Origin of the sequence: Paenibacillus silviterrae, from assembly GCF_030167925.1 — a bacterium.
GTDB classification, from domain to species: Bacteria; Bacillota; Bacilli; order Paenibacillales; family NBRC-103111; genus Paenibacillus_G; species Paenibacillus_G silviterrae.
This window is the reverse complement of sequence record NZ_JASKUT010000001.1, coordinates 5,016,104-5,029,995: the sequence shown is the minus strand read 5'-3', so window position 1 is coordinate 5,029,995 and position 13,892 is coordinate 5,016,104. Positions and strand designations below refer to the sequence as shown.

Here is a 13,892-nt window from a genome sequence, read left to right as displayed (position 1 = left end):
TTTTCGACATTTTTTATCACTAACAGAGGTAATTCTACATGACGCTCTGTCAGTTTACAAGCTTTTTTAGGTAAATTACTATTCACCTTACTTCTTTGGACCTAAGTCCAAAGGATTACAGATGCAAAAAAAAGCCTTGAACCTCTTGGCGGTTCAAGGCTTTCTTCACTTATGCTGCGGCCAGCCTGCCGTAGTAAGGCCGAACACCGTGCCGACAGCAAGGAGAACGGTCCAAACCGCCAGACTGATCGTCATCCAGATCATAACGTATCGCGGCGACGAGCCGAAGCTAAGAGCGAGCAAAGCGGCGAGGTCCGTACCGATGATCGCTGGAGCGAGCAGCGCCAAGCCCGGGACGCCGTAGCGCTCCCAAATGCCCTTGGCCCGCTTCTCCTTTTTTGCCGACCGGGCAGCAATCTCCTCTTCCGTCACCCCCTGCTTCTGTGCCTTGCGCTGCCTTCTTCGTTGAAGCCAAGCCGAGATTTGGGTAAAGAAAAATCCGATCAGCAGCAGCGGAATGAAATTCCCCAGAAAGCCGGTAACGGAAACCGCTACCGGGTTCAGCCCCCACGCAATGCCAAGCGGCACCACCAGAAACACCTCAAGCCACGGCGCAGCCGCCATGAGAAACAAAACGACATACTGCCAGGCGGTTCCCCACCCTTGCATTTCTTCCAGCATCGATTCCTCAGCTCCTCTACTTAAGTTAAGAATGTTTTAAGATTTGACCTGAAGGTTTGTTAAGATTTCTCCCCTACACTAGGCTATACAAGAAACCGGATGGAGGGAAATCCAATGACATCGCAAAGTGCTGCCATCGAAAACCCGCAGCGCCAAAGCTTCCTAAGAGATCTCAGCCTGCTGCTGCTGATTCCGGCCGTAAGCACCTTTTATAATCAATTGAATCACGCGGGCCGGGGCACCCACAGTCTGATGACCGACCTGGACCGGGCGATTCCTGTCATAGAGGCGTTTGTCTTGCCCTATTTGGCATGGTATGGTTTTATTTTAATAGCGTTCGTATATCTATGCCGCAAAGACCGCACCTCCTATTATCAAACGCTGGTCAGTACAATCATCGGCCTCCTGGCCAGCTATACAATCTACTTCTTTTATCAGACGACGGTGCCGAGGCCGGTGCTGACGGGCCATGATTTTTTTACTGTGCTATTGCAATATGTGTATTCTACGGATCAACCGTATAATTGTTTCCCCAGCATTCATGTGCTGACCTCCTATTTAATTCTTAGAGGCTTTAAGGGAAGGCGCCAGCTTCCGCGGTTCGTTCGTGGGGCCGTATGGTTGATGTCCGTTATGATCATTGTTTCTACGCTTTTTGTGAAACAGCATGTGCTCATGGATGTGCTGGGAGCTATCGTGCTTAGCGAGATGATACGATCCGTTGTGAAATTTTTCATACCCGATGTGACAAAGGAGGCCGACCCGACATGGCAGCCCAAACCATACTTTTGGTCGACGACGAGAAGGAAATTATAGATTTGCTGGAAATTTATTTAAAAAATGAAGGCTATCGCCTGCTGCGGGCAAGCAACGGGTGGGAGGCTTTGAGCGTTCTTCAGAAGGAGGAGGTCGATCTCATCGTGCTCGACATCATGATGCCGAAGATGGACGGAATCGAGGCCTGCCTGAAGATTCGCGAGCAAAAGCACATGCCGATCATCATGCTGTCGGCCAAAAGCCAGGATATGGACAAGATTCTCGGCTTAAGCACCGGCGCCGACGATTATGTCACGAAGCCGTTCAATCCGCTGGAGCTGATCGCCCGGATCAAGTCGCAGCTGCGCCGGTATACCCGGCTGAATGTTGCCTCTGTGCGTAAGGAGAACGAAATCGAGGTGGATGAGCTGACGATCAATACCGCCACTCATGAGGTGCGCATCGACGGCCGGGAAGTAAAGCTGACCCCCCGCGAATTCGCCATTCTGGAGCTGCTGGCCCGCAACCGGGGGACGGTGTTCAGTATCGAGAAAATTTACGAGACGGTATGGCAGGAATCGTATTTCGATTCGGACAACACCGTGATGGTGCATATCCGTAAAATCCGCGAGAAGATCGAGGACAATCCGCGCAAGCCGAAGTTTATCAAAACCGTCTGGGGAGTGGGGTATAAAGTTGAATAAGCCGGCCAAAGTCAAAAAGCCTTGGGGGGAACGATTTCCGTTTAACCGGTTTCCGTTTACGCTCATCAAGGGCATGCTTAGTTTTGTCAAGGATATGTATGTGCTGGGAAAAACGCATGTGGAGCGCAGCCTGCGGCTCCAGCTCATGATCACGTTCGGCATCTGCCTGCTCGGGTCCATGCTGTTCTACGGGATTAGCAAGGAAATTTTCGGCATGATGAAGAAGGAGCCGGTGATCGACTATTCCATGAGCATCAGCCGCATCGAGAATGAGGCGCGGAGTCTCGTAAGGCAGCTGGATCCGGTGACCTGGGAGGATATCGAGCCGGAGATGGAGGATGAGGCAGGGTCGAACGGCAGCGTGCCGGCTCAGCCGGTGCAGCCGGGTGTGCCGGTGCCGGGAGCGGAGACAGCTCCGGCGCAGGGCGCGGTGCCGCCTCCTGCACAGGGTACCGCGGCGCCTCAGGCGCAGAGTGCGGCAGCGCCTACAGCGCAAGGCGTGACGACGTCCCAGGCGCAGAGTACGGCGACGACGTCCCGCAGCCGGGCGGCTCAGCAGGTAGCGGCGGGCACGAATCCGCAGCGGACTCTCACCCCTGCTGAGGAGCAGCGCCGCAAGGAAATCCAGGAGTCGCGATTGCGGGACTTTTACAGCCGCGTGAAGCGTCTCGCTGCCAACGAAAAATACAAGGTGGTCATCACCGACCTTGAGGGCAGAACCGTCTACCGCAGCGAGAATGCTACGGAAACGACGGTCGACCTCCACGGCGTCATCCGCAACGCCATGGAATCCAGAACGGACCGGGATCAATGGCGTCAGGAGTTTTCCAGCTTTTACCCGGTCAACTATAACGGCCAAAAATCGTATCTGATCGTCTCCGGCATACCGGAGCCGCATATCAGCTACGAGCGAGGACAGAGTCCGCTGGCTTTTTTGAGCGCGTTGGCGGTGTTTATCTTCATGTTCTATTACTTAACGCAGAGAAAAATGAGGTATGTGGAGGAGCTGGCGGCAGGTCTGCGCATGATTGCAACGGGCAATCTGGAGTATCGCGTGGAAGAACGCACGAAGGATGAGCTTGGCTCCTTGGCCCGGGGCATGAATGTGATGGTTGAGGATTTGCAGAACAAGATTGAGGAGGAACGCCGGGCGGAACGTATCAAAAATGAACTGATCACTAATGTCTCGCATGACCTTCGTACTCCGCTCACCTTAATCATGGGCTACCTTCGGCTGCTTCACGACAAAAATTACGAAACGCCCGAGCAGGCTGCAGGCTATGTCGGTATTGCCTATTCCAAGTCCGAGAAGCTGAAATCGCTGATCGACGATCTGTTCGAATACAGCAAGCTGGCGCACGAAGACGTTCCTCTTTATAAAAAGGGGGTCGTGATCAACGAGCTGCTGGAGCAATTGCTGGAGGAATACGTGTCCTTGAGCGAGGAGCAGCAGTTCACCATTGTGCGAAGCATTCCATCGGAGAAGCTGACCGTTCTGATCGATACGGATAAAATGATCCGCGTCTTCGAGAATCTCATCAGCAACGCGATCAAGTACAGTCCGAAGCCTGGAACGATTTCCATCGGCATGGCCAGAGAGCGCAGTCACGTGATTGTCCGCATTAGCAACAAAGCGGATGAGCTGAGCGCAGAGGAGCTGGAGAGGCTGTTCGACCGCTTCTACCGTGTAGATGCCGCACGCACCTCGGAAACCGGAGGCTCGGGGCTGGGACTTGCGATTGCCAAGAGTATCGTGGAATCGCATGAAGGCAGTATTTGGGCGGAGACGTCGAACGGAGAAATTCATTTCTATGTGAAGCTGAAGCTGGTATCTTAGGATACCGGCTTTTTTTTTGTAAGTACGGCGCAGGAGCGTTCGAAGGGCAATACAGGAGGGTTCACGCTCGCTTATTGCCCTTCTCGTCCGCAGGTCAGGTCAAGCCCCTTCCCCGCCGCTCAACCAATCGAGCAGATGCGGCAAGGCTTCCGCCGCGTCCTTCAGCCCAAGGTCATATAGTGCCTGCAGCGCCCCCACATCGCGCCCCATGCGGCCCACAGGGATGGATCGGCTCGGACGAAGAACGAAGGCTTCTCCTTCGGAAGCCATCCGGTTTACTTGGTCCATTGTCGCATTGTAACGGACGGGCCGCTCCTTGAGCGCACGAACCAATCCGGCGTACCTCGGATAGGCGGCCCGGGCGGCGATTCCTCCGCGAAACGGCTTCTTGCGATGATCCGCATCCTTCGTCAGCACCACCACATGCCGCCGATTGCCGTCGGCGATGGACCGCTCAATCGGAATCGGGTCGGCCACACCGCCGTCAAACAGCACGCGGCCTTCGATGTTCACCGGCGGTGATACGAAAGGCAGGCTGCTCGAAGCACGTATCACCTCGAGAAAGGGAATGCCCTTGGCCAAAGTATCCGCCTTCGCATAGTATACCGCCTCCCCCGTGACGGCATCGGTCGCACCGACGACAAACTGCTGCGGCGAAGCGTTAAACGTCTGGAAGTCAAACGGAACGAGCCGGTTCGGCAGTTGGTTGAAAAGAAAGTCCATGCCGAACAGGCTGCGCTCCCGAAGCCAATTGCCGAAGCTCAAATAGCGGGGGTCCGCGACGTAACCGATGGTTACTTTATGATTCCTGCCCTGCTGGGCGGATATATAGGAGGCGGCATTGCATGCGCCGGCGGATACGCCGACAATATAGGGAAACTGTACTTGCTGCTGCAAGAAGTATTCCAATACCCCCGCCGTATAAACGCCGCGCATCCCTCCACCTTCAAGCACTAATCCTATGGAGTGAAAATTCATGTTGTCATCCCTCATTTTTTCTCGTAAAGCGAGGCGCTGAAATAGGGCTTATCCACTCTACCCAAGTATTCGAAGCCCTGGTGCCTGTAATACGCATTCAATCGAACGTTGTCCGCCATACAATCGAGCCTGACCCGATCCTTGCCCTGACTCCGGATGTACACAGCAGCTTGCTCTAGCAGCAGCCTTCCTACACCCTCGCCGCGATAGGACCGGCTCACGACAAGCCGATGAATGTAGCCGGACTGCTCGTCATCCCTATCACCCCAGATAAAAGGGTCGTTCCACTGCACGGAGTAGGTTCCCATAACCCGCTCCCCGTCTACCGAGACAAACAGCTCCGTCTTTCGGAAATGCTCGGTAACCGATTCGATCGTAAAAGAACTCGGCTTCCACTGGTGAATGCCAAGCTCGCGATAGATCCAATCCGCCGCCTCCAGCCAAAGCTCCAGCACCGCGGGCAAATCCCTGCTCTCGGCTCTCCTAATCGACAGGTTGGATAACACGCCCAATTTCATTCCTCCTCCCGGGAACAGATATGCTACAATGTATAACATCATATATCCGGGGGATGAAATTGACAATGCCAGGCTTCTTATTGGATTTGGACGGTACATTATATAACGGGGATCAACCGATTCCCCATGCGGCGGAATTTATAGCCATGCTGAGAAAACGGGGACTTCCCTTCGTATTCCTCACGAACAATTCCTCCCGTACGCCGGATCAGGTAGCCGCTCATCTCGTGCGAACCGGCATTGAGGCGCATGCGGAAGAGGTCCTGACGCCCTCGCAGGCGGCCGCCCTCTATTTGCAAGATGCGGGCGGCGTTCGGCGGATCATGGCCATCGGGGAAGACGGCCTGTACCAGGCTCTGCGCGAGGCCGGTTTCGAGGTGACGTCGCCCGAGGAGGCAACGGCGGACGGCACGGCGGTCGACGCCGTCGTGCAGGGCATTGACCGCAGCTTCACCTATGCGAAGCTGCACGCTGCCGTGCGCGAGATCCGCCGCGGCGCACGGTCGGTGCTGACGAACCCGGACCATCTGCTGCCGTGGAACGGCGAGCTGACGCCCGGCGCGGGTTCGATTGGGGCGGCCATCGAGCGCTCCAGCGAGGTGGCGCCTGTCGTGATCGGCAAGCCTTCGCCGATCATTATGCGTTATGCGGTCGCCAAGCTCGGGCTGGCGCCGCAGGAGATTTGGGCTGTCGGTGACAACCTCGGCACCGACATTCGCGGCGGCAGGGACGCCGGCTGCCGCACCGCGCTGGTGCTGACCGGCCTCGTGAACGAAGAGAACGCCGAGGCCTGGCTGCAGCGCAGCAGGGTGACGCCGGAGCTGATCTGCCGCGACCTGAAGGAGCTTGCCGCCCGGCTCGAGCTCCCGTTCTAGCCTCAGCGCAGCTAGGCTAGGCTCCTTCTTGCGCCCGCAGGCGCTCGCGTACCGCCTTCGGCAGCTTGGCGACCACCAGACGGTAGGACTCCTCGAGCATGTCCAGCAGCTCTTCCTTCGGCACGGATCCATCCAGCACGACGCTGTTCCAATGCCTTTTGTTCAGATGATAGCCCGGGAAGACGGCGTCCGGATATTTGTCCCGCACGATCCATGCGGTGTCCGGGTCCGTCTTCAGACTGACGCTGGGTTTTCCCTGGTAGCCGCCGAGCAGGGCGAACATTTTGCCCTCAACGAACAGCACCGCAGGCTCCGGTCCGAACGGATACCCGAGCGCCGCCCCTGTTTTGCCAAGACCGGCCTGCTTCACTTGTTCTTGATTCATACGCTCAACTCCCTTTATCCAATACGTACCTAATTAGACAAACCGGCGGCGTATTCCTTTTTTTATGGAACCGCCGATTTTATGAGAGCAGTTCATTAACGAGGAAATTGACGCTGAGCCGCTTTTGAGATGAACTTAGATCCGGTGGTGTAACATCCCCCACTAAAGGAAGTGACGTCAATGGAATGCCGAATCGGCTGTGCCGCTTGCTGTATCGCCGTATCGATTTCATCCCCCATTCCCGGTATGCCGGAAGGCAAACCTGCCGGTGTCCGCTGCACACAGCTGACGCAAGACAATAAATGTAAGCTCTTCGGCAAGCCGGAGCGTCCTGCGGTTTGCAGCGGGCTGCAGGCCTCGGAGGAAATGTGCGGCGTTTCAAACGAAGACGCCTACGCTTACCTCGAGAGGCTTGAGCGCCTCACTTCTCCGGTGCAACCTTAGCAACACCGAGCTTGAAAAAAGGAGAACCTCCCCACATTAAGTTTGCCGAATTGTTTAAGCAGCGAACGGCTATTGAACGTGTCTTTGCTTATCTGAAGTTATACTTTGGCATGGGCACTACACGAAGGCTCAAAAAACGGGCGTTTGTCGATCGCGAACTATGTTACCTAACGTACAACGTGTCTAAATATGCGCTGAATCATTTAAGCATGAACATCCGTTTGACCAAACAAGCCGCGTAACTTTTTTGAAAATGTACACAACGAAATTGGTTACCTGCGGCATATAGATCGCGTTACAGAGCGTCTGGCTTATCACGGCCCGGTAATGCTCCTTGTAACGTTATGAAATCACCTTACTGTACCAAATATATGTTCATCTGCCACTGTAAGATGAAAAAATCGCGTTACAATGCGTCTGATGCTTAACACGGCCCGGTAACGCTCCTTGTAACGTTATAAATTCACCTTACTGTACCAAATATGTGTTCATCTGCGACCGTAAGATGAAAAAATCGCGTTACAGGGTGCCTGGCGCTTATCACGGCCCGGTAACGCTCCTTATATCATTATGAAATCACCTTCTATAGCAGCATTGCGTCCCTTGCCCAACCGTGTCGGACTGCTCACAGACGATACATGACCTATCTTGAGCAAGGGCAGGAGAAGGTATCGCAGAACCATATACTAGCTGGCGATGCTGCTACAAACCATCAAAAAAAGCAGGCAACCCCCAGCTGCCCGCTCCCTTATTCCATTATCCCACCGGCACTCATCCGGCGCGGCATTACTCCTGCTCCTTCACCCGCAGCCTCCCGTCCCGCTCCTCCACCTCGAGGAACAGCGGACGTTCATTCGGCGTCTTGTTCGGCGTGTGGATCGCGAGCATGAGCCGACCGTCGAAGGCGCGGAACAGCATCGCATGGCCGCCGTCGCTCTCGAAGAGCGCCTTCTCGTCCTGCATCCACGGACCGACCACGGCGCCGGACTCGGAGCGTGCCACACCGAGCGCATAGGTGTTGTTAATGAAGCTTGCCCACAGCATCAACAGCTCTCCGTTCTCCGCACGGTACATATAGGTTCCGTCGGTCACATAATTGTTCTGCCCCGGGAAGCGCGGGTGCTGGAACGAGGTCGTCCACGGCGCCTCTGAAGCGGTGAACAGCACGTGGGGTTCTCCGCTCGCCGCCTTCAGATCCTCCGTCAACCGGACAGCGCATACCTGCCCGTCGCCAACCTGCTGCCACTCGCGGCAGAAGACCATCCACGGCTGCCCCTCATCGTCGACGAAAAGCGTTCCGTCCAGCGAGCACCAGTCCTTGGGCGTTACCGGACCGTCGCTATACGACACGAACGGCCCCTTCAGCGAATCGCTTACTAGCACGGCGGTGCCCAGCAAGTCATTATCTTTCCTCCGGAACGTCGCGAACATATAGTAGCGCCCTTCATACAAGTGAACCTCCGGTGCCCAAAAGTTATTTTCCGCATAGAAGCCTTCTTCCGGCCGGAACGCCGTATAAGGCCCATCCCACTCCTGCAAATCCTCGCCCACATAGTAATCGAAACCGATCCCCTTGCCCCAAATATTCGGGTCCGTGCTTCCGAACAGGTAGTATACACCCTCCTCCCGAACCGGAACCACGAACGGATCCCGAATCTGCAAATCTCCATTGCTCACTTTCCCCATAGCTCCTAACCTCCTTTGCTTAGCTATACGTCGGATAAATCACACCGATATCCCGCACACTCACCAATCGTTCTCCTTGCAGGTCCACCTGCTCATTCCCCTTCACCGTCACCGGTAGCTGCTGCCCCTCATACGCGACACTGCCTTCCACTGTCCGCACCGTCATCCCTATCAACGATTGCAAGCGTCCGCTGCGATCGCACACCGCCCGCGTACCGAAGGGAATGCGCAGGTGCTCCGCTCCGTCCCGATAGACGATGCCTCCGGCTTCGCGTGTCACCACGAATTCATAAGTTACCCCATCGAGCGCGCGGCTGTAGCCGATCTCCGGAGCCATATTCTCGCCGTGATCCTGAGGATATGGAAGCAGCGCCGTGAACCACAGCTCGCCGTTCGGCCTAGGTAAAATCCCTGACAGCCGCTCCACGAAATCGAGCAGACATAACACGGCAGGCGAATACGTCTCGGTAAAGCCTTCCTTCCCGGTCCAAGGGCTGAGCGTCTGCGCGAACCGCTCCATTTGGGCCATGGCCGTAATAATGGGGTTCAGCACCCACGTCAGCTCCACATACCGGTGATGATGCTCGAAGGCGTGCGGCGTCCGAATCATCGTCAGGAAGTTCGAGGTTCCTGCCCAGGTATTGTAGCTGGAGAACGGATCGAAGCGAGGATCATCCATCGCGATGGACGTAAACGGATATTTCGCGAAAAACTTCCGCGTATTCAGCAAATAGCGGCGCAGCGCCTGATCGAAAAATTCTCGGTCCCCCACCTCGCAGGCAAGCACCCGGAGCAGCACGTCGGACTGGACCCTCACGAACTCCCCGTTGCGGTCCACATCGTAAAAGAATGCATCCGGCTCGTCGTAGCAGTACTTAAACAAGCTATCCAAGCTTCTCTGCGCTTTCGCCTCCCACTCCGCAGCGGCATCCGGATCCCCCAGCTCCCGCGCCATCCGGGCCAAATACCCGCGCTGGCAGTACACATTCGCCGTCAAATCCGGCGCCAGGAAAGGCAATATCGGCGAGTCCGGATTATACTGCCGGGCATCGTCCTGATGCCCCGTGTCCGGCACATGCCAGAAGCGCGGCGACAGATCATGCCCCGTATCGAACGTACAGAACGCCTCTACGCAGCCGGTTCCCCTTGTATCCCGATAACGGACCAGCCATTCATCATAGCGTGCCATCGACTCATACATGGTTCTAAGGAAGTCCTTGCTTCTTCCGTTCAACTCATAATGATTCCAGACACATCGCGCCAGCGGAGTCACCGTCTGGATCTGCCGGTAGGCCGGCCCTTGCTGCGTCAGCTTGTAGGGCAGCTGGCCGTCGTCCTTCTGATGATCCGCGAACAGCCGGTACGTATCCTCCGACACCGCAGGCAGAAAGCGCGACATCAGCTCGTTGTTGATCGTCCCGGTGCTCTCCATCCAGCAGCCGTAGTAAATGCCGCCCTCATGCAGCGCCGGAGCATCGCCCAGTGTCGGCTTGATGCAGTCCAGAAGCTTGCTGAGCGCAGCATAGTAGGTATCCTCCAACCGGCCGCCTTCCGATACGAATTTCACTCCCGACCGAAGCCATTCCTGCAGTACAGGTGCATCCGAGGCTTTCTTCAATTCGCCCAGACGCTCCTCGACCGATAGTCCCCTTAACCGTTCCAGTACCTTTCCGCTCATCCGCTTCTCCTCCTGTGAACAGAAACGGACTGCCACAGGCAGCCCATTCCTTCTACATAAATTATTTATTGTTGTTAAAGATCTTCACCGTGCCGTTATAGAAATCCTCTACGCCCTTCTTGATGTCCTTCTTGCCGAAGCCGATTTCCTGCACCGTGGTTTCCGCCAGCTTGTTGAACTCATTTTGCCCCGGAGGGTTGTAGCTGATCTTGAACGGCTCCTTTTTCGTCGCTTCGGATACGCGGCTGGTGTAGTCGTAGATGATTTGCTCGACCTCGTTGGCATCCTTCTTTAGCAGCTCCCGCATCTTGGAAGTTACAGGAACACCGCGGTCATTACCCAGAATCTTGGCTGCATCCGGATCGTTGATCCAGAAGTTCATCAGCATCGCCACTTCCTTTGGATGCTTCGTCTTCGCATAGCCCGACATCCCTTGGCTCGACTCGAAGACTACGCCCGTTCCCTTAGGACCGCGCGGTACTTGAACCAGCGTCAGCTTATCCTTCGTCAGGTTCTGGTGAGCGACCAGCTGGTTGGAGGCTGTCAGGCCCATTGCCACCTTCCCGGTTACGATGAGTGACTTGCTCGTATCCGCAGGCGGGTTCGATACCTGCAGCTCCGGCGTCACCAAGCCGCCGGCCTTGGCCGTTTCGCCCCAATAGTTGAACCACGGCTCAACATCCTTCTGCTCGAAGCCGAGCTTTCCATTATCCATATCGTACAGCTGCTTGCCGTTTTGCTTCAGGAAAATATCCATGCCATCGACAGTGTAGTTATACGTGCCAAAAACATCCTTGCCGAGCTTGGCGGATATTTCTTTGGCTGTGCGGGCGTAATCCTCCCAGCTCCATCCGTCCTTCGGCACCTCCATGCCGGCCTTCTTGAAGAGCTCCGTATTGACAATGATCCCCCGTGCGTTCGCTCCTACCGAGACATGCACCAGCTTGCCTTTATAAGTACCGTAATCGATCATCGTCTTATCCATGTCGGCCAAATTCAGATCCTTGCCGACGTAAGGGTCCAGCTCCAGCAGCACACCCTTATTCGCATAGTCCACCATGTTGCCGCCGAGGAAAAATACGTCCGGAGCCGTCCCGGAGGCCAGCTGCGTATTCAGCTTGTCGAAGTAGCCGGAGCTTGGCGCGAATTCGCCGATTACCTTGATGTTCGGGTTCTTCTCTTCGAACTTGCGAAGCGCCTGGTTCGTCATATCCGCCCGCTTCTGGTCTCCCCACCACATGACTCGCAGCTCGACCTTCTCCCCGCCCGCTGCATTCCCCCCGTTATTCGCTTGAGGAGCCGCCTGCTGCGGGCCGCCCCCCGTACCTCCTGCGCAAGCGGTTGTTACCGCTACCATAGCCGCCAAAGTTGAAGCCAGCATTTTTTTCTTCATAAAGCTCATCCCCCTGGTCATTGGATTCAGTACCTTGATACTTGTATCGTAAAACAAACGGATCAACCGGTGAATTGGATTTCTTCGGCACTTCGCTATCAATAATTTCGGGTGCCCCGTTATTTGATACCTGTGGTAGCGATCCCGTCGACGAAGTAGCGCTGGAAGCTTAAGAAGATGGTCATGATCGGCACAAGCGACAGGACGGACATGGCCAGCAGAGCGCCCCAGTCGGATTCGCCCGAAGGATCGAACAAGGAGCGGATGCCGAGCTGTACGGTGAACAGCTTGATGTTGTTTAAATAAATCATCTGGCTGAAGAAATCGTCCCACGTCCAAATAAAAGTGAAGATCGCAGTCGTGATCAGTGCCGGCACCAGCAAAGGAAGAATGATGCGCCAGTAAATTTGACCGTAGCCGCAGCCGTCGATCGTAGCGCTCTCATCCAATTCTCTCGGAAGTCCCCGGATAAATTGCACCATGAGCAGCACGAAGAACGAGTCGTGGGCGAGCCATTTCGGAATAATCAATGGGTAATACGTGTTAATCCATTGAAAATAGTTGTACATCGTATACTGCGGCACCAGCGTGACATGATACGGAATCATGATCGTGACCAGCATCAGGCTGAACCACAGCTTCTTAAACCGGAACTCCAGCCGAGCGAAGGCAAAGGCCGCCAGCGAGCAAGTAACGACGTTGCCGAGCACCGACAGGATAGAGATTTGGGCCGAATTTGCAAAGAACCTCCCGAAGGAAATGCCCTGAAGCCCCTTCCAGCCGTTGATATAATTTTGCAGCGTCCAAACCTTCGGCCATAGGCTCGTATCGGAGAAAATCAGCTGGTTCGGCTTAAACGAGCTGAAGAGCAGCCAGAGTACGGGATACATCATGAGCAGTCCAAGCGCAATAATTACAGCGTGCTTGCTTCCTCGGGCCCATATCGCTTTAGTCAACATTGTATCATCACCCCTTTCCGGCTTTCTCGTCCCCGTAGAACACCCAGTACTTGGAGGTCACGAAGACGATAGCTGTGAACACGCCGATGATCAATACCATAATCCACGCTAATGCGGAGGCATAACCCATATCGAAGAACGAGAAGCCCTTCAGGTACAAATACAGCGTGTAAAATAAGGTCGAATCGATCGGACCGCCTCGCCCGTCTCCGATCACATATCCGGGAGTGAACACCTGGAAGGAATTGATGATGCTCATGATCAGGTTGAAAAAAATAACCGGCGAAAGCAGCGGCAGTGTGATGTTCCAGAAGCGTCTCGCCGGGCCGGCTCCGTCCACCTCGGCCGCCTCATACAAATCGGAAGGAATCTGCTTCAAGCCGGCGAGGAAGATGACCATGGCCGATCCGAACTGCCAAACCGCAAGCGTGACGATCGTCGAGAGCACGTAGTCCGGGTGGGAGATCCACGCAGGTCCTTTGATCCCGAACCATTCGAGGAAATGATTGACCAGCCCTTCGCCGTCGAACAGCTTGCGCCACACGATCGCAATCGCTACGCTGCCGCCCAGCAGAGACGGGATGTAATATACTGTCCGGTATAAGCCGAGAGCGCGGATTCCTTTGTTTAGCGCCATGGCCACCAGCAGGGCAAAGGCCAAGCGAAGCGGTACGGAGTAGAACACGTATTGGAACGTCAGTCCGAGGGAGCTTAAGAACGATTGGTCTTCGAGGAAAATGTGCTTGTAGTTATCCAGCCCCAGCCATGTAGGAGCCGTCAGCAGGTTGAACTTCGTAAACGATAAATATAAGGACCCCAGCATGGGACCGAGCGTCAATGCAAAGAAGCCGATCAGCCATGGGAGCAAAAACAAATAGGCGGTCCGATTTTGCCGTAAATAGTTTGCTTTGCGTGCCTTGGACATTCGCGTCCACCTCCCATTCGGTACTTGGTATACTCTTATCTTACCGATGGGAGGCTTCCGCTTGAATGCTATT

At 55.2% G+C, this 13,892-nt stretch carries 14 protein-coding genes and 1 pseudogene; 6 read left to right on the top strand and 9 right to left on the bottom strand.

The genetic code is table 11. The features are described 5' to 3' along the window. Nucleotides 1-165: 165 nt before the first annotated feature. Nucleotides 166-681 carry a small multi-drug export protein gene (locus QMO62_RS23540; RefSeq protein ID WP_284644717.1) on the bottom strand — a complete coding sequence of 172 codons (516 nt, stop codon included), beginning with the start codon at nt 679-681 and terminating at the stop codon, nt 166-168. A 114-nt stretch (nt 682-795) separates the two neighbouring features. Here QMO62_RS23540 and QMO62_RS23535 point away from each other — a divergent pair, with 114 nt between their 5' ends. From QMO62_RS23535 to QMO62_RS23525, 3 genes are read left to right on the top strand one after another with little or no spacing between them, the layout of a single operon-like run. After that, nucleotides 796-1,497: a phosphatase PAP2 family protein gene (locus QMO62_RS23535; RefSeq protein ID WP_284644716.1), complete on the top strand. Its 702-nt coding sequence runs from the start codon at nt 796-798 to the stop codon at nt 1,495-1,497. Further along, a complete protein-coding gene (locus QMO62_RS23530; RefSeq protein ID WP_284644715.1) occupies nt 1,449-2,141 on the top strand; it encodes a response regulator transcription factor in 693 nt (230 codons plus the stop codon). The genes QMO62_RS23535 and QMO62_RS23530 overlap by 49 nt, the downstream gene beginning before the upstream one ends. Beyond that, nucleotides 2,134-3,978 carry a sensor histidine kinase gene (locus QMO62_RS23525; protein ID WP_284644714.1) on the top strand — a complete coding sequence of 615 codons (1,845 nt, stop codon included), beginning with the start codon at nt 2,134-2,136 and terminating at the stop codon, nt 3,976-3,978. The genes QMO62_RS23530 and QMO62_RS23525 overlap by 8 nt, the downstream gene beginning before the upstream one ends. Before the next feature lie 99 nt (nt 3,979-4,077). Here the strand turns inward: QMO62_RS23525 and QMO62_RS23520 are convergent, their stop codons facing one another. After that, nucleotides 4,078-4,956, bottom strand: coding sequence for a patatin-like phospholipase family protein (locus QMO62_RS23520; protein WP_284644713.1), 879 nt, complete (start codon nt 4,954-4,956; stop codon nt 4,078-4,080). 11 nt (nt 4,957-4,967) lie between these two features. Next, on the bottom strand, nt 4,968-5,474 hold the full coding sequence (locus QMO62_RS23515; RefSeq protein ID WP_284644712.1) for a GNAT family N-acetyltransferase: 507 nt from the start codon (nt 5,472-5,474) through the stop codon (nt 4,968-4,970). Nucleotides 5,475-5,539: 65 nt separating this feature from the next. Between QMO62_RS23515 and QMO62_RS23510 the strand changes: the two genes are divergently transcribed. Continuing rightward, nucleotides 5,540-6,349 carry an HAD-IIA family hydrolase gene (locus QMO62_RS23510; protein ID WP_284645018.1) on the top strand — a complete coding sequence of 270 codons (810 nt, stop codon included), beginning with the start codon at nt 5,540-5,542 and terminating at the stop codon, nt 6,347-6,349. A 16-nt stretch (nt 6,350-6,365) separates the two neighbouring features. Here QMO62_RS23510 and QMO62_RS23505 read toward each other — a convergent pair whose 3' ends face one another. Further along, nucleotides 6,366-6,734 (bottom strand): MmcQ/YjbR family DNA-binding protein, encoded by a 369-nt coding sequence (locus QMO62_RS23505; protein WP_284644711.1) that lies wholly within the window; start codon nt 6,732-6,734, stop codon nt 6,366-6,368. A gap of 180 nt (nt 6,735-6,914) precedes the next feature. On the opposite strand from QMO62_RS23505, the gene QMO62_RS23500 reads away from it, so the two are divergent. Then, on the top strand, nt 6,915-7,178 hold the full coding sequence (locus QMO62_RS23500; protein WP_284644710.1) for a YkgJ family cysteine cluster protein: 264 nt from the start codon (nt 6,915-6,917) through the stop codon (nt 7,176-7,178). Nucleotides 7,179-7,216: 38 nt separating this feature from the next. After that, a pseudogene (locus QMO62_RS33645) lies at nt 7,217-7,420 on the top strand (transposase); the annotation flags it as partial. Between the two features lie 544 nt (nt 7,421-7,964). On the opposite strand, the gene QMO62_RS23495 reads toward QMO62_RS33645, so the two are convergent. The 5 genes from QMO62_RS23495 to QMO62_RS23475 form a co-directional block, all read right to left on the bottom strand. Beyond that, nucleotides 7,965-8,864, bottom strand: coding sequence for a glycoside hydrolase family 43 protein (locus QMO62_RS23495; RefSeq protein ID WP_284644709.1), 900 nt, complete (start codon nt 8,862-8,864; stop codon nt 7,965-7,967). Between the two features lie 19 nt (nt 8,865-8,883). Then, nucleotides 8,884-10,542, bottom strand: coding sequence for an MGH1-like glycoside hydrolase domain-containing protein (locus QMO62_RS23490; protein WP_284644708.1), 1,659 nt, complete (start codon nt 10,540-10,542; stop codon nt 8,884-8,886). A 61-nt stretch (nt 10,543-10,603) separates the two neighbouring features. After that, the gene (locus QMO62_RS23485) at nt 10,604-11,935 is read right to left on the bottom strand and encodes an ABC transporter substrate-binding protein (protein WP_284644707.1); all 1,332 of its coding nucleotides are present in this window, start codon (nt 11,933-11,935) and stop codon (nt 10,604-10,606) included. 119 nt (nt 11,936-12,054) lie between these two features. Beyond that, the gene (locus tag QMO62_RS23480; protein ID WP_284644706.1) at nt 12,055-12,894 is read right to left on the bottom strand and encodes a carbohydrate ABC transporter permease; all 840 of its coding nucleotides are present in this window, start codon (nt 12,892-12,894) and stop codon (nt 12,055-12,057) included. A 7-nt stretch (nt 12,895-12,901) separates the two neighbouring features. Further along, nucleotides 12,902-13,819, bottom strand: coding sequence for a carbohydrate ABC transporter permease (locus QMO62_RS23475; protein WP_284644705.1), 918 nt, complete (start codon nt 13,817-13,819; stop codon nt 12,902-12,904). Nucleotides 13,820-13,892 lie beyond the last annotated feature (73 nt).